Source organism: Arthrobacter sp. JUb115 (assembly GCF_004365035.1).
In the GTDB taxonomy this organism is placed as follows: Bacteria; Actinomycetota; Actinomycetes; order Actinomycetales; family Micrococcaceae; genus Glutamicibacter.
Window position 1 is genome coordinate 30,118 of sequence record NZ_SOBS01000010.1, and the last position, 16,034, is coordinate 46,151.

Sequence of the window (16,034 nt, forward strand, 5' to 3'; positions counted from 1 at the left end):
CTCTGTACTACGAGGAAACTCCCGCAAGTATCTGGTCTCTGAGACTTTCATAGACTGAGTCCGTGTAGTGAAAAGGAGCTAGGCCCCACTTATGCTCGGCGTCTCCGAGAGCTTCATCGTCTGGAACAGTAACTATGGTGAAATCACATTGCACTAAGTACTCATTATAGCGAGCGTACTTGTTGTTCATTGATTCAACGGAAACTGAATGCCAGGCGAGATCGGCACCCTGAATGCTCTTCTTAGACCACGGTGGCAAAACAGCAAAAACTGGGATTCCGCTATCCTTCACTACATCCACAAGGCTGTCGACAGAACGTGACCAAAGACCCCAGTGCTCATCACTGCCAAAATCGATGAGTCTCGGCATTACGGGCTGTTTACCGATGAGCTTGCTCGAAATCAGTTCCATGCTGCGCGTAAGGTATTCACCAGGTGCCAACTCATAAACACCCAATCGTTCGTCTACAATGTCGAGAATAAGGGCATCGTGCATAGGAAGCTCTTGCCGTAGTCGAGGGAACGCGGTCGCCTCAATATCGCCTTCAAGCATGCTTCGTTGGAAGGCTGAAGTCAGTTCAATATCTCCTACAACCTCTGTTGGACCAAATGCAGCACTGATGATCGATTGACGGGCAACGTAGGTTGGACGATCCCACTCGGAAGGAAATACATTTGCTGTGTCGCCTCCGACGCAACTTCCATAAATAAACGCTCTTGGCACCGTGATGGCCTCCACTCTAAGAAATAAAACACTCAACCCCACAGTACAACTAGAAGATCAACCAATGTTGAAATGACATTGCTAAATAGGAACCGTATATCTGGTTATCGCCCCAAGGCTTCAAACAATGATTGCTGCTGAATCTACTTCGATTCAATGCTTCGTACTAGTAGAAGGTCCCAAGCGGAATTAAAAGCGCGCTATCGGCCAAAATCCTTGAGTCATGACAAGGTGAATTTTTCGTACGAAATGGCAAAGACCGAGCTGTCCAGTTGCTCCACAGCTCGGTCTTTGTCGCAGATGAATTCTTATTGAATTATTCGGATAGGTTGACTTCTCGCGCAACACTCGCACCAATCGCCGCACCAACGACGTCCAGAACGCCCTGCGGCAGTGCGGAATCAATGTTGATGACAGCCAAGGCCTCCGCCTTCTTTTCATCGCGCGATACCTGCATACCGGCAATGTTGACGCCCTGCTCCCCCAGCACGTTGCCCAGCGACCCAACGACGCCTGGACGATCCGCGTAGCGGACCACGATCATGTGATCCGAAATAGGGATTTCGATTTCGTGGCCGTTGATGCCTACGAGCTTCTCGATCTGCTTAGGACCGGTCAAGGTGCCCGCTACAGCAAGCTGGGTGCCCTCGTTGGTGGACCCCTTGATGGTCAGCTGGTTGCGGTATTCAGGCGAATCAGGGGTGGTGATCAGACGGGTAGCAACACCGCGCTGCTCAGCCAAGACCGGGGCATTCACGTAGGAGACCTGATCCGAAACAACGTCCATGAAGACGCCCTTGAGTGCCGAGAGCTCCAGTGCCTTGACATCCAGTGAAGCGATCTCGCCGGCAACTTCAACGTCAATGCTGGTCAGCGAGCCGGAAGTCAAGGCGTTGAAGATACGGCCCAGCTTCTCAATCAGCGGGATGCCAGGGCGCACGTTCTCATCGATGACGCCGCCGGCAACGTTCACAGCATCCGGGACCAATTCGCCGGCCAGTGCCAGGCGAACCGACTTGGCAACCGAGACACCGGCCTTTTCCTGTGCTTCATCTGTTGAAGCGCCAAGGTGCGGGGTGACGGTGACGTTCTCGAATTCGAAGAATGGAAGATCGGTGCTTGGCTCCTTGACGAACACGTCAATGCCGGCGCCTGCGATCTCTTCATTCTTCAATGCTTCGTAAAGCGCATCCTGATCCACCAGACCGCCACGGGCCACGTTGACCACGTATGCGGACTTCTTCATCTTGGTGAAGGCATCCTTGCCCAGCATGCCCAGGGTTTCCGGTGTCTTTGGCATATGGATGGTGATGAAGTCGGCCTCAGCCAGCAGCTCGTCCAAGGTCAGCAAGGTGACACCCAGCTGTGCTGCACGGGCAGGAGTGACGTATGGGTCGTAGGCAACGATCTCCATGCCGAAGCCCTGCAGTCGGGCAGCAACCAGTGCACCGATGCGGCCCAGTCCGATAATGCCGGCCTTCTTCTCGAAGAGTTCAACGCCGGTGTAGGCGCTGCGCTTCCATTCGCCGTTCTTCAGCGATGCGTTGGCAGCAGGAATGCGGCGTGCCAGGGACACGATGTGGCCCACGGTCAATTCAGCCGCGGAGATGATGTTGGAGGTTGGAGCGTTGACCACCATGACGCCAGCCTGGGTGGCTGCCTTGATGTCTACGTTATCCAGGCCCACGCCGGCACGGGCGATAACCTTCAAGTTCTTTGCTGCGGCGATAGCTTCGGCATCCACCTGGGTTGCGGAGCGAACGAGGATTGCATCTACCTCGGCAATGGCTTCGAGCAGCTGGGAGCGGTCAGCTCCGTCGGTCTGACGAATTTCAAAGTCGGGGCCGAGAGCAGCAACGGTTGCTGGGGAGAGTTGTTCGGCCAGAAGTACGATTGGCTTGTTGTCAGACACGGGTGTGGCACCTTTGCGATTTCTTGGGCTGATGCTTGCATGGAGGCAGCTGTTTTCCACTGCCTACATTTCCAGAGTAGCGCTATGCATCCCCCGTTTTCCCTCGAATTCATGCATGTTACGCAGGGAAAAACCGACTTTGTGAAAACTTTCACTTATTGGATAGGATGTATCGAATGCCGGTGCGAAACATTACGTTTCCGCTCAGGATGCCATCTCTCATCCCTGTGTTTCCGGATCCACACCAACTTCGCCGCATTGCTGGCGGATTTTTTGCGGTCCCCCTACTTTTACTTGGATACAAGATCTGAGACTGACTGCTCCTATCGGATATCAGTTTCGAATGGGAAGATCATTTCATGGGGGCAAAGGCATCGAACCGAACGATCGTGGTAGCGCATCCAGGTTCCGAAATGTATGGATCCGACAGAATGCTGCTGGAGGACGTCAAAGGCTTGTTGCGGGGAAGTTGGAGGGTCACCGTCGGACTTCCTGCCGAGGGTCTGCTGGCGTCGGCCTTGCGTGAGCAGGGCGCCAAGGTAGTGGTCTGCAATACGCCGGTGCTGCGCAAGTCAATCTTCACCCCGCGCGGGGCCGTGGGGTTTGCCAAAGACACTTTCCAAGGCGTGCGCCAAATGCATGCATTGCTCAAGAGCACCAAGCCATCCGCTGTCCTGGTGAACACCACCATCATCCCCTTATGGGTCGCCTATGCCCGCCTGTCGGGGCACAAGGTTGCCCTGCACGTGCACGAGTCCGAATCTCATTCCCCCAAACCGATGCGCTTGGGCTTGTCCCTGCCCGGGACCTTCGCTCACAGGATCATCGCCAACAGCCGCTTCACCAATGCCGCGTACCTCCAGCACGTGCCTTGGGCGCAGAAGAACAGCCAAGTCATCTACAACGGCATCGCAGGACCCCCGCATCCAGCGCCGGCCCGGCAGAAACTTAACGGCCCCTTGCGATTGCTCTACGTCGGACGGCTCTCTGAGCGAAAAGGGTTGCTGGTGCTGCTCGATGCCGTCACGATACTGCAACAGCAAGGCGTGGACGTGTCGTTGAGCCTGGTCGGGGCCGTATTCGAAGGCTACGAAGCCTTCGAGCAGGCGCTCAAAGATCGCGTCAAGGCTCTGCCGCGACCCGAATTTGTGGAGTTCCTGGGATTCCAATCCGATGTTTGGCCCCATTATGAATCCGCGGACATCGCCGTGGTCCCCGCGCAGCTCGAAGAATCCTTCGGGAACACCGCGGTGGAAGCCATACTCGCCGAACGTCCGGTCATTGCCTCGCGCATCGGCGGCTTGCAGGAAGCCGTGGAACCGTATTCCAGCGCGGTACTCGTTGAACCAGGAAATCCCCAACAGCTGGCGGCGGCCATCGAGACGATTCGCAGCGGGTGGGAGCAGTTCAGAGTTTCGGCGAAGCAGTCGGCGCTGAAGGCGCGAGAATTCCACGACCCCGAGCTCTTCGGACAGCGCATGGATTCTGCCTTGAAATCGCTTCTTGCCTCCGGATAATCTTCAGCTCCATGCTCTGCCCCGGTTACGCCGATGCTTCCAGCTCCAGCGACACCTTTCGGAAGTCCACCCCATGCCCGGCCGGAATCAGGTTCATCAGGTTCAGGTAGCCAGGTGCAACAGATTCGCCCAGTTCCGCGGCCAATGCCTCGCCACCGCATTCGGCCAGGATCCGCCCATCCGCCATCACCAGCTCGATCTGCACCCATTCACCTCCAGAAGGCGTATTCCACATTGCCCTTCCCAGCTTGTGCGGAGTTTTCCCGCCTGCTCGCCAGAGCGATACTTCGCCGTGGCTTTCGAGCTGTAGGTGGAATCCGTCTGCCTGCGATTCCTCGAATGCCCGGTAGGGCTCATCCGTTGGCAATCCGAAGGCCAGTCCGGCAATCTGGTTCCCGCTTCCCCGCTGCGGCCAGCGGATCTGGGCCTTCAAACGCCAACTCCCGGCCCCAGCCAAGGCCATTGATCCCAGGGCATAGGATGCCTTGCGGGAGTCGCCAAGCGTGAGAATGCCTTCTGCGGCCAAGATCTGCGGCTGCGCTTTCCAGGTGATCGCATCGGGCAGATCACCCGCGGCCCGCAGGCCGCTGGTAAAGCCGTCTGCAACCGTCGGCACGGCTTGCGGTGAAGAAGTTACGTAGGGCAAGTTCGAGCACATCATCCCCCGCACGCCCTGCCGCGCCAGCCAGTCCCTCTGGCTTCTGCGGTGCACTTCCCAGCAGATCACAGGAAGCCCCGTGGCCACTGCTCGTTCAATGGTGCCCGGATCAGCCGAATCGTGGATGCCTAGTGCATCGAAACCACCAGCAATGTGTTCAATGCCGCCAAAATTCTCCGGGGCGAAGTAGCCCCAGGTCTTCATCCCGGCGGCCGATGCCAATTCGGCTCCGGTGCCGGTTGCCGGCTGCTTCCACACCGTCGATTCGATAGGAACCGGGGAAGCAGCAATCATCTCGATCAGCTCGGCGGCGTGCTGTCCGCTCTTGTCCTCGATAAAGAGGACCGCCTGGTCCGCCAGTGCTTCCAGAACGGTTTCCAGGCGTGCCAAGGGCTCCAACGCAGCATTCGGTCCAAGCCATTGGCGAGCATTGTTGCGCAGTGCTTGGAGCTCGTCCCACGCGGTTTCGCTGATCAGCCGCGGGACTCCGCACAGGCGCTCCAGGCTGGCGTCATGGTGGCAAACGAAATGGCCGTCCTTGCTCCGGTGCACCGAGATCTCGATGGCTTGGGCGCCATGGGCCAGGGCTTGCCGGTAGGCATGCAGCGTATGCTCGGTCCAGTTATCCCCCGACCCGCGATGGGCAATGTAGAAGAGATCTTGCCCGAGCAGGTCTGCCGCGCTGACTGCCTTGGGCGAGGCGCGCTTTGCCACCAATTCCCCTGAGCACCCGGCCAGCAGCAATGCGCCGGCAGCCAAGCCCAGGAACGTGCGGCGGCTGACCGCGAGCGGCCCTGCAGTTCCGGTTTCCATGATGCCCCCTCGGCAGCCCAGGCCCGCCAAAGCCTGGGCTCTGGCGGGTCTGGCATTGTGCGGATCCTAGCTAACCGATCACGGACAGGTTGTCGAAGGACGCGGTCACCGGTGCATTGGATGTCGAGCCGGAGAGGTACAGGCGCAGGCCTATGCCTCCTGGAACTTGCAGCGCACTGGTCGAGTCGCTGGCGTTGAGCTGCCAGTCGGCTGGCTCGCTGTCTGCGGCAGCCCAGATCTTTGCCGCCAGCTGCGTCGGGTTGGTTCCTGTCACCGACAGCTTCAAGTGGACCGTCTGGCCAGCCTGGTAGCCGAAGGAGGACTGGTACTGCGTGGCCAGAACACTCTCCGCACCGCCCACGGCACGAATCAGCTGGATCTGGATGCCGCCTGAGGAAGTGAACTGGCTCTTGAGGTAGTACTGGTTCGCATTGCCCAGATACCTCGACGAGAAGGACACATAGGTTCCATTGCCGGTCGGCTGCTTATCCAGCTGCACCTGGACAGCGGCTTCCGTGGTGGTGCTGTCGACCACCGGCAGGTAGATTGCCGGCCCTGAACCGGGATTCAGGCCCAGAAGCTGGCCGACTCCCCCAGCGACGTTGGCGGTCGCCGCGGATCCGGTCCGCGTCCACGTGCCACCGGTATCGGCAGCGCCCCAATTGCCGGTGACATTGCGGCTAAAGGCGTCAACTGCCACCGGCCTTGGCGGTAGCGAGACCTTCACCGTTTCGGTGTGGCTATCCACCAAGCCGTCCGGATCACTGGCTTCCAGGGTTATCGTGTACTCATCTGGTTCGCTGTAGCTGAACGATTCAATGGCTGCGCCCTCCACCCAGTCGCTGCCGTTGCCGAAGGACCAGCGGTAGCTGAGCTCATCATTATCGGGATCAGAACTCTGCGAGGCATCAACGGTAACCTTCAGCCCGTCCACTTCAGTAATTTCGAAGGCCGCTTCCGGAGGCTGGTTGGGTTCGGGCGGCGGCAGGATGGTGACCTGCTTCGTGGCCGTATCCGTCCCGTTGGCATCATCGGTGACCGTCAGCTTCACCTGATAGGTCCCGGGTTCTGCGTAGCTATGCCCGGCGGTGATGCCTTCGGCGCTGTTTCCATCTCCGAAATCCCATCCATAGCTGGCGATGGTGCCGTCGGGATCCGTGGACTCCGATGCATCCACGGTGAGCTGCTGGCCCTGGATCTCATGGGTGAATTCAGCCGTCGGACTGGCATTGGCAGGTCGTCCGATTCCAGCCTGGTAATGGTTCTCCACCGCGGCCGGGCTCAGCTGCTTGCCGTAGACCGCGACTTCGTCGACCCGTCCGGCGAAACCGCCAGTTGGCACCGAGCTCCATCCGCTGACACGGTCATTGCCCACTCGCCAGAAGCCGTCGAGTTCCAATGCGGATTTGGTGCTTGCACGCGAGGCTACTTGCTGCCCGTCCACGTACAGGCGCATGCCATCTTCTCCCAGGCTTGAGACCACATGATGCCACCTGTTGTCGTTGTAGATCCCGGACGAGGTGATCACCCGGCGAGCGCCGCGTTCGGTCACGCCGAAGGACAACCGTCCCAGGGAATTCACATAGGTCAACCGGTCATGGTCGGTCGAGTCCGCATTCTGTCCATTGCCATAGCCGATGAGCCGGCCACGCTGCAGGGGCGAGGCCTTGAACCACAGTTCGGTCGTGAACTCCTGCGGACGCTGCCACCGAACCATGTCCTGCGCCCCGCTGCCGCCCAGGGACAGGCTGCGGCCATTTCCCCCGGCAATAGCTGATGAGGAATCGACTCCTGCATTTCCTGCGAGCTGCAGGTCTTCGCTTCCGGAGGCGTCAAGGGCAGTGGAGTTGTCAGCTGCTCCGAATGGCCAGTAGGCCTTGGGCTTGTCAGCTTTGATGACCTTTTCGTATGCGGTGGAGGCAACGGTGTCCTGCGCCACCGTGATGCTTTCGGTGGTGCTGCGTGCCTCCTTCCCCGTCGGGTCCACGGCGAAGATCCGGTAGCTGTGCGTGCTTCCCGGCTCCACGTCTTTGTCCACGAAGGACATGCCTTGGCGCATCCAGAAGGTCGAGTCGGCTTGGACCGTGTGGATGGGCGCGTTATTCGCTCCGTCCCGGATCACCTTGTAGGCCAGGGTCCCGTTGTCCATGTCCGAGGCTGCCTGCCAGCGGATGCGCACTTCGCCTGCAGTGGTGGAGCTCAGGGTCGGAACGAAGTCCTCGCCGCTTGGCAGCGGGCCCCTGTCATTGGGCGCCAGGCTGCGGATGGCGAAGCGGACTAGCCCCTGCTGGTTCTTGTAGTTCACCCGCTGGAATTCCCCACCATAGACAATGTATTCGTCATTGCCTGTGACACTCCATGGGCCTTGGCTCTGCCCGGTATAGGTGCCGGTGCTCAACGCCGGGAACCAGGTCTGCAGCCGCGGATGCGGCAGTCCTTCGAAGTTGGTATATCCGTGGATTTCACGGTCAATTGTCCCCGCTGTTTCCTTGCTGAAGGCCATGGCGCGGTTGTACTGCCAGTTGGGTTCCTGAGCGAATCCGCCGATGTTTCCGCAATAGTGCGGATGCCCGGCAAGGTAGAGCAGGTCTCCGGTGGCGTGCACGGAGTAGGTATCCCCGTGGCAGTCCTCTACCCAGCGTGTTTCGAGGTCTGCCCATTTGATGGCCACCACGCCTTCCAGGGTGGTCGCTCGACCGAACGTGTAGCCGCTGGCGTAGAAAGTGTCCTGATCTGTGGCAATGGAAGTGATAGAACCAGTCTCCCCGCCATTGCGGACATGCAAGGCTGCCGGATATGGGTACTTCCCGCTGGTCTCGGTGCTCACGACGGCCAGTCCGTTGGCAAAGTCGCTGGTCGAGTTCACCTGCGTGAATTTGCCGCCCAAGGCCAGCTTTGTCCCATCGGGCGACAGCGACATGGACTCGACGTGCCCTCCTGCGACCACGGGCCTGAACGACAGGAGGGCCGCGTCGCTGGCACGCAACGCAGCCGCTTGCTCGCGCCAGGCTTCGCCAATGCGGAAGAACGAACCGCCCAGGTACACCGTGGTGTTCGTGGCGACAATGCTGCGCACGGAATTGGAAGGCTGCGGGTCGAATTCCTCGATGCGTTCTCCGTTTACCGGGTCCAGTGCCGCAATGCGCGAGGCGCTTTGCCCGTCCAAGGTGGTGAAGTCGCCGCCAGCGTAGAGCCGGCTGCCGTCCGGCGAGGCAGCAAGAGTGAGTATCTGGGCATTGAATTCCGGAGTGAAGCTGTTGAGCAGTTCTCCGGTTCGAATGTCGTAGGCGAGGATGTTCTTGCGTGTTGCGGTTTGCGTCCCGGCCGCCGCACCTGCAGGACGTGCGGTAGCGAAGCTTCCTCCCGCATATACCGTGTTGCCAATGACCACTTGGCTCCAGACCACGCCATCGATCTGGACGGTCGGGAGGGCATCGGCGGTGACGGTCGCAGGGGTGAGCGGGTCTGACGGATCCGCGGGCACACTATCTGCAAGTGCCTGCGGCGGCGTGGCTAATGCGGCGGCCGCGATCAGCGCGGTTGCAGCAATCATGGTCATGGCCCATCGGGCGATGGCCGGGGCGGATCTGCGGATCATGGCGATACCTCACCTGCGAGCTGTTGGATTTTCTTGGTTGCGCCAGTTTCGAATTCAAGGGTCACGTCAGACGCTAATTCCGTTTGGGCGCTGAATAGATAGGTGGCAGTAGCCTGCTTGCCTGCCGCCAGTTGTGGAGGAAGTACGGTGCTGCGTGTGTCGGTGAGCACGGCCGCCGGTTCCCTGCCGTCCCCGTAGAACAAGCGCACTTGGGCCTCGCCCAAGTCCAGCGCGGTGACTCCGTCGTTGGATAACTCGATTTCAACCAGTGTCGCGGCCCCGGCGATTTGCCCGATGCCTTCTGCTTCGGACTGGGTTTGCTCGATGCGCTTGATCCGCATCTGCGCATGCGGGCCCGCCTGGACTTCTTCAGCAAGGTCCACTGCCTTGGCTGTGGCAGGCGGCTTGCCAGCCGCTTGGGCATCCGGCGCCACTTTCTGCGCATCCTTGTCCTTTTTCCATGTGGACTTCTCTGCTTTCTCGGCAGGAGAAGCTGAATCCTCGGATTTTTCAGCGGCCTTGCCCGCCTTGGTGGAGGGCGCCGCCAGGGCTGATTCGTGCAGCTGCTGATCGATAGTCGCCAATGTAGTTTCGGCTGGTTCCCCAGGCATGGCCGCTTGCGGCGAAGCCTGGGGTTCTACCGTGCAGGAAACCAGGGCGATTCCCAGCAAGAGCAGCATCGGAACGATGCGCATCTTGGCTGGGACATGGCCGCAGGCCGGAGGTTCTGCTGCTTGTGCGCGTTGCATGATCTGTCTGGTTCTGCGCTCAGGCCCGCTGGACCTGGATAGATGGCGAGCTTAGTTGCCCTAAGGCCACTCTGAGCTTGGTGCTGGAAGTATGCACGGTGTAGGGGAAGTACTCGACTCTCACCCCGACGGTTGCAAAGAGCTCTTCTAGTCCTTTTCCTTCGCGGGTTCCCTTCCAGTCATCTCCCTTGAAGAACACATCGAATCTGACATCCTCCCACGTCAGTAATCGGTTCGGATGAAAATCGAGAACCGCCTCATCCACGAAGCCTATCGAGGAGACGATATCCAGTCGTTCGCTTTCCGGTATCACCGGCCGTTTCCCCTTGGTTTGGAGCAGCCTTTCATCACTGACCACACCGGCAATCAGATAGTCGCATCTGGACTTGGCTTGCCTGAGAATATTCAGGTGCCCGACGTGGAACAGGTCGAAAGCACCTGCGGCGTACCCAGTGATCATTATTTTCCCCAATTTCTCATGAACCAGTTGCTGATTCGATTCCCCATAGCATCCGGGCCATCCCCATGGCCTGGACGCTTTACTGTTTCCCAGAATTCTCGTGCCAGCCTCAGGCGCGGCGGCGGCCAATTTCCGCAGACGGTTCTGCGTCAAATTCCACCGAAGGCTCTCCGGCACCGGCCAAATCCAAGCACAGCTTTTCGTAGGCCCGGGCAACATCGTCCCAGTCATAGTCGCTAGCGCGCTTTCGTGCGAGCTGGGCGCGTTGGCGAACGGCATCGTCCTTTGATTCGGTGCGGTCGAAGAGCCTGGACGCGGATTGCGGGTCATTGAAGTATTCGCCGGCTGCCTGGGCCACTTCGCGGTTGAAGTTCACGTCATAGGCGTTGATCGCCGTACCGGCACCCAACGCCCTGAGCAATGATGGGTTGGTACCGCCGACCGAATGGCCATGCCAATAGGCAAGTGCATGGGCATAGAGCTCATCTAGCAGCTGCTGGTCCCATACCCCGCCTAGGAAGCGGACTTGTTCCGTGGCCGCGGCATGAACCTGCTGAGTGTATTGCTCGGCATAGGGCGCCGAACCGACGACCACCAGCGGGAGCCTGGCCTGCGACTGGCTGTAGCCACGGACAATCATCTCCACGTGGTTCTCCGGCTCGAAGCGGGCCACTACCAGATGGAACTTTCCGGATTCCAAGCCGAGCTCAGCCAATTTCACTGCAGCAGCCTCGGGAATTTGCGGTGCCCCATAGGTGATGAGCCTCGTTGCCCGCGAGAATTTCGCCGCGTAGTAGTTGGCGATACCCAGGGCATCGGCAATCAATTCCCTGCTCCACCAGACGCAGAGGCGCTCGCATAGCCGGTAGTACTTCTGGCCAATAGGTCCCCACTTGGCCCGTTTCCATTCCAGCCCATCCACGTGCGTGGCGACGGGAATCCTTCCCAAACGCAGCAGCGGGAGCAGCGGGGCATTGGCCGCGTTGAAGACAATCGCCGCATCGGGCCGGTTGAAGAGGGCATGGATCACCGACAGTGCAGTATGGCTCAGCGTCTCGAGGCTCCTTCGCCTCATGGCAGGCAAATGCACCAGCTTCATGCCCTGGTATTCGCTCATGCGCTCGTCTTTGGCAGTGCCACGGCAATATACGGTCACCTCGTGCCCTTGATCGGCCAGGCGGCGCCCTACCTCTTCAATAGCGGTCTCGAAACCGCCATAGCGTGCAGGTACTCCCCTGGTGCCGATCAAGGCGATGCGCAGCTTGGCGCGCGAGTCATGGTGCTCGGTGCGTTGCATTCTGTTCCCCCAAATTTAAACAGCAGAATCAACGTTCGCTTGCTTGCCGCACCAGCGTCGATCCCCAAAATCAACGGCGAGTTCCGGAACATGCCGCAAGCATGCGTTTCTCATCTACCGAGCATATGTGTCGTGCCGTTGCGGCACACGAGTGCACCCGCACTTGCGTTACCCGCGAATTACTTGCTCGGGGGTACTTGGAATACTCACTGGCCACTGGGGAAGTTTCCTCGTCAACCTCGAAGTCCAGGGATCGAGAGAGAAACATCACGATTGAATAACGGTTCATTCCATGCCACCATTTACAGCAGGGCCCGCGTGACCCTTAAACCATCGTCTATATTGAATGAGCAGGGCCTGTTTTGCTGGGGAGCACGGGTTAAGCTCCGAGGATCCTTTGCAGAACCTTTCCCCCAAGAACCTCTTGTCCCTAGGTCCGGATACATCTGGCCAATCTTCCCAGCGGCCGCGCCTGATCGCGGCATTGGCCTTAGCCGCCGCGTGCGGCATCGTCGCCACCTCCTTGAACCCGGTGCCCGTGGCCGCTTCGACCACATTGGTCGCCGATGCCATGAACCGCACAGTTGGCTCCGGCTGGGGCTCTGCTTCAAGTGGAATCCCCTACCTAGCCAACAGTCCAAGCCGTTTCGCCGTAGATGGTTCCCAGGGTGAAATTACCTTGGTCCCCGGCAAGCTCAGCCATGCCACCGCCGCCATCAACGCTGCCGACATGCAGGCCGGCGTCGATATTTCCTTCGACTCGCTGCCCAGCACGGGTTCGTCCTATGCGCACCTAGGTGCCCGAAGTACCGCAGATGGCCAATACACTGCTTCGCTTCGGCTGCAAAGCACTGGCAATCTGTCCCTGGAAATTTCACGGACCGTCAGCGGTAAAAAGATCGTGCTCGATTCTCGGCAGATCAGCGCAGCGGCTCGCCCGGGGACTGCGTACCATGTTGACTTCGCCGTCACCGGAAGCGGCACCGCGTCGCTCAAGGCCCGAGCCTTCGCAGCTGGCAGCGGAACCCCCGAATGGCAACTGGAATCGGAAGATGCATCCACAGCGCTGGCCTCGGCCAAAGGCAGCTTGCGCATAGGCGGTTACCTTTCGGCCAGCGCCACCGGCAACTCCGGTCTGCACGTTGACAATCTGGTAGCGCGTTCAGCTACCGAACCGGCGATGCAGGCCCCGGAACCGGCACCTGCCCCATCGCCTTCCCCAACTCCCGAACCTGCACCTGATGCCGAAGGAACCGTTCCCCACTCCGAAGAGGTCAGCGGTGGCGAGCAGGCACCGCAGGCGGGAACCCTGGGCGCCATCCCTTCAACAGCACTTTATGTTTCGTCATCCGGAAATGATGCCTCCGGCGGTACCGCCTCAGCGCCACTGCGCACCCTGTCCAAGGCCATTTCCAAAGCCTCCAGCGGACAGACCATCGTGGTGCGTGGTGGCAGCTACCATGAGTCGGTAGTGATCCCCGCAGGCAAGAGCCTCAAGCTGCGCGAATACCCGGGAGAGACCGTCTGGCTCGATGGTTCCAAGGCAATCACGGGCTTCTCCGCCGCGAGCAATGGATGGGTGAAATCCGGCTGGGACTACGATTTCGATACTAGCCCGACCTACACCCGGGGAGCCACAGACAATACGGCTGAAGCATGGGGCTTCATCAATTCCAGCTATCCCATGGCAGCCCACCCCGACCAGGTATGGATCAACGGGACCAAGCAGATCCAGGTATCCTCGGTTGCCAAGCTCAAACCGGGTGCCTTCCATGTGGACCGCGCCAACAACAAGCTGCACCTCGGCACCGACCCAACCGGAAAGTCCGTGCGCGCTTCTACGCTGGTCAAGGCCCTGAGCATCCGCAGCGGCAATTCCAGTGTTTCAGGTATCAATGTGCGCAAGTTCGCTCCTTCGGTGCCCGACATGGGTGCGGTCACCGCGGAGAAGCCGGGCATCACTGTGCAGAACCTGACCATCGAGGATACGGCAACCACGGGTTTGAACGTCAGCGCTGTGAAGAACACCGTGAGCAACGTGAAAATCCAGCGCAGCGGCATGCTGGGCATGAACGCCGTGTACGCTGACGGACTGGTCGTCAACAAACTGGCCTCCACAGGCAATAACCACGAGCGGTTCAACACTTCGCCTGTCTCCGGCGGGCTGAAGATCGGACGCACCCGGGGCGTGACGGTGAAGGATTCCAAGCTCAACAGCAACTACGGTCCGGGACTATGGCTGGATGAATCCGTCTACGATTCCAAGATCCTGAATAATGACCTGATCTCCAATACCGGGCACGGACTGTCGCTGGAGATCTCCGCAAAAGCAGTGGTGGCCAACAACCGCATCACCAAGAATTCCGGATTCGCCTTCAAACTGAACAACACCAGCGATGTGAAGATCTGGAACAACACCATCAGCGGCAAGAACCGGGTGCTGAACATCGTGCAGGATGCGCGCCGCGCAGCGAACAAGTCCGACCCCGGGCACGATCCGCGCCAGCCATTCCCTGACACCACCATGACCTGGATCAATAAGAACATTGTCGCGAAGAACAACGTGTTCTCCAATACCGGCGGTGGCAACGCAATTCTTGCCGTCGAGGATTACTCGGGCAGCTACACGGCAGAACAGATGAAGATCTCCCTGGCGTCCAATGCCTATCACCGCGTCAACTCCACGAATCCGAAGTGGTCCTCCGTCTGGTCCAAAGGCGCTGGAAACCCCGCGGTGTTCACCACCTTGCCGGCTTTCGCCAAGTCCACCGGACAAGAGCTGAATTCCTTTGAACTCACCTCCAGCACGGTGCTGAGCAGTACCAATAATCCGACTACCAGCGTTACGGGCAAGAACAGCCAGGCTACCGCATTGCCTAGCGATATTGCCTCCCTGATAGGACAGGCCCCCGCTTCCAAGCGCATCGGCAGCTACCCGCGCTAGGCTCCGGGCCACCCCGTCAGTACAAGCAACGGATCCCGGCTCGGCATTGTGCCCAGCCGGGATCCGGTGCATTCGGGTTCAGCTGCCCATCGCCACCGGCGGATTCGATGGCTGCTTGCGCTGCAGGGGTGCAGCGTGTTCCCAGTCCAAGGCCGCTCGGCTGCTGGCCGGTTCCAGCATCAGGGCGAACACCAGGAAAATCAGGAATAGCGCACCGGCATCTACCAGCCCGTTTTCCATCACGCTGCGGATGATCACGAATGCCAGCAGCGGGAACAGCAAGCTGCGCAGCCTGCTTGAACGCAATGCGGCGAAAACCGTCAGCAGAACCCAGAAAGCCACAAGCAGCGTTCCGATGATTCCAGTTTGCGCCAGCAAGGAAATCCACGAAGAATCGAAGACCTGCTCGTCCCAGTACTGCCCTTCGACAGCAATGGTCTTCTGGCTCAATCCCGCACCGATCCATCTCTGCCATGAATCATTGGGCAGGTTCAGCACGACCGACCAGCTGATAGTCCGGGAGTTCAACGTCATCACCGAGGCACTGTCCTCGCGAGCCATCAGATTCTGCAAAACCGGAGTCAGGAACGCAAGGTAGAACACCAGCGGAAGGGCCGCCAGCGCCGCCACGATGGTCTGCAACGGGATTCGGCGGAGCATCAGCAGCATGCCAGCTGCCGTGCAAGCAGCCGCGATGAGAGCGGTGCGCGACTCGGAGAGCAGAAGGATGGCGCTGAGCAACACCAGCATCCCCACGTGCCACCACCGCACATGCGCGCGCAGCGATTGGTGGAAAAGAACCAGTGCCGGGATACCGGAAAGCAAGGCAATCTCATTGGGGCTCAGCGGAGGGATGCCGCCTGTCAAGCGCCCGCCTCCGCCCAGCGCCAGCCCGGTCCCCGCGCTGATGATGCCCACCGCGGCCAAACCGACGCACATGGCCAGCAGCACCTGGTGGGCCGGGAAAACCCGCATGATGAACAGCACTGTCGCTGCCAGCATCGCCACGCGGATCGCGATGATGGCCGAGGCCATGACATTGCCTTCTGCCATCGCCCCGATCACGCTCAGGGCCAGAACCGGAGCGAGCAGCGCGATACTGCGCACGCCTACCGGCTGGCTGGCCCCACTCCACATCCACAGCAGGATCGCCCAGCACAGCACGGCGCCTTGCAACAGCGCCTTGAGCACGACCACGAGGTCCAATCCGCCGGTGAACAGCGTTCCCTGGCGCCAAGCAACCACGCTGAAGACCATCAGGATCCACAGCAGGTTCAACTGCCACAGACGCGGAACCCGGTAGCGCCGTGGCACCGGAATCTGCTCCGCCGGCGTCCAGGACGCGCTGACGGCCGGAGGCAT

The 16,034-nt window shown here is 59.8% G+C and carries 10 protein-coding genes; 2 read left to right on the top strand and 8 right to left on the bottom strand.

Translation table 11 applies throughout. The features are described 5' to 3' along the window. Window positions 1-7: 7 nt before the first annotated feature. Window positions 8-766 carry a DUF6270 domain-containing protein gene (locus EDF61_RS15345; protein WP_133834673.1) on the bottom strand — a complete coding sequence of 253 codons (759 nt, stop codon included), beginning with the start codon at window positions 764-766 and terminating at the stop codon, window positions 8-10. Between the two features lie 274 nt (window positions 767-1,040). After that, on the bottom strand, window positions 1,041-2,636 hold the full coding sequence (gene serA, locus EDF61_RS15350) for a phosphoglycerate dehydrogenase (RefSeq protein WP_133834674.1): 1,596 nt from the start codon (window positions 2,634-2,636) through the stop codon (window positions 1,041-1,043). 431 nt (window positions 2,637-3,067) lie between these two features. Here serA and EDF61_RS15355 point away from each other — a divergent pair, with 431 nt between their 5' ends. After that, a complete protein-coding gene (locus tag EDF61_RS15355) occupies window positions 3,068-4,153 on the top strand; it encodes a glycosyltransferase (RefSeq protein ID WP_166650842.1) in 1,086 nt (361 codons plus the stop codon). A 25-nt stretch (window positions 4,154-4,178) separates the two neighbouring features. Here the strand turns inward: EDF61_RS15355 and EDF61_RS15360 are convergent, their stop codons facing one another. The 5 genes from EDF61_RS15360 to EDF61_RS15380 form a co-directional block, all read right to left on the bottom strand. Next, a complete protein-coding gene (locus EDF61_RS15360) occupies window positions 4,179-5,624 on the bottom strand; it encodes a glycerophosphodiester phosphodiesterase (RefSeq protein WP_133834676.1) in 1,446 nt (481 codons plus the stop codon). Window positions 5,625-5,694: 70 nt separating this feature from the next. Further along, complete coding sequence (locus EDF61_RS15365) at window positions 5,695-9,222, bottom strand: PKD domain-containing protein (protein ID WP_133834677.1); 3,528 nt, start codon at window positions 9,220-9,222, stop codon at window positions 5,695-5,697. Further along, window positions 9,219-9,971: a hypothetical protein gene (locus tag EDF61_RS15370; protein ID WP_133834678.1), complete on the bottom strand. Its 753-nt coding sequence runs from the start codon at window positions 9,969-9,971 to the stop codon at window positions 9,219-9,221. Before EDF61_RS15370 ends, EDF61_RS15365 begins: the two co-directional genes overlap by 4 nt. A 19-nt stretch (window positions 9,972-9,990) precedes the next feature. Then, window positions 9,991-10,431 (bottom strand): FAD synthase family protein, encoded by a 441-nt coding sequence (locus EDF61_RS15375; protein ID WP_105658121.1) that lies wholly within the window; start codon window positions 10,429-10,431, stop codon window positions 9,991-9,993. 109 nt (window positions 10,432-10,540) lie between these two features. Then, a complete protein-coding gene (locus tag EDF61_RS15380) occupies window positions 10,541-11,728 on the bottom strand; it encodes a DUF1972 domain-containing protein (protein ID WP_105658099.1) in 1,188 nt (395 codons plus the stop codon). Window positions 11,729-12,125: 397 nt separating this feature from the next. Between EDF61_RS15380 and EDF61_RS15385 the strand changes: the two genes are divergently transcribed. Next, window positions 12,126-14,672 carry a right-handed parallel beta-helix repeat-containing protein gene (locus EDF61_RS15385; RefSeq protein WP_166650843.1) on the top strand — a complete coding sequence of 849 codons (2,547 nt, stop codon included), beginning with the start codon at window positions 12,126-12,128 and terminating at the stop codon, window positions 14,670-14,672. Between the two features lie 78 nt (window positions 14,673-14,750). On the opposite strand, the gene EDF61_RS15390 is transcribed toward EDF61_RS15385, so the two are convergent. Beyond that, window positions 14,751-16,034 carry an O-antigen ligase family protein gene (locus EDF61_RS15390; RefSeq protein ID WP_133834680.1) on the bottom strand — a complete coding sequence of 428 codons (1,284 nt, stop codon included), beginning with the start codon at window positions 16,032-16,034 and terminating at the stop codon, window positions 14,751-14,753.

Excerpts from the sequence above, each read along its gene's own strand:
- EDF61_RS15355 (WP_166650842.1), top strand. The coding sequence starts at position 3,068 with ATGCTGCTGGAGGACGTCAAAGGCTTGTTGCGGGGAAGTTGGAGGGTC.
- EDF61_RS15375 (WP_105658121.1), bottom strand. The coding sequence starts at position 10,431 with ATGATCACTGGGTACGCCGCAGGTGCTTTCGACCTGTTCCACGTCGGG.
- EDF61_RS15360 (WP_133834676.1), bottom strand. The coding sequence starts at position 5,624 with ATGGAAACCGGAACTGCAGGGCCGCTCGCGGTCAGCCGCCGCACGTTC.
- EDF61_RS15365 (WP_133834677.1), bottom strand. The coding sequence starts at position 9,222 with ATGATCCGCAGATCCGCCCCGGCCATCGCCCGATGGGCCATGACCATG.
- EDF61_RS15370 (WP_133834678.1), bottom strand. The coding sequence starts at position 9,971 with ATGCAACGCGCACAAGCAGCAGAACCTCCGGCCTGCGGCCATGTCCCA.
- EDF61_RS15390 (WP_133834680.1), bottom strand. The coding sequence starts at position 16,034 with ATGCCTCCGGCCGTCAGCGCGTCCTGGACGCCGGCGGAGCAGATTCCG.
- EDF61_RS15380 (WP_105658099.1), bottom strand. The coding sequence starts at position 11,728 with ATGCAACGCACCGAGCACCATGACTCGCGCGCCAAGCTGCGCATCGCC.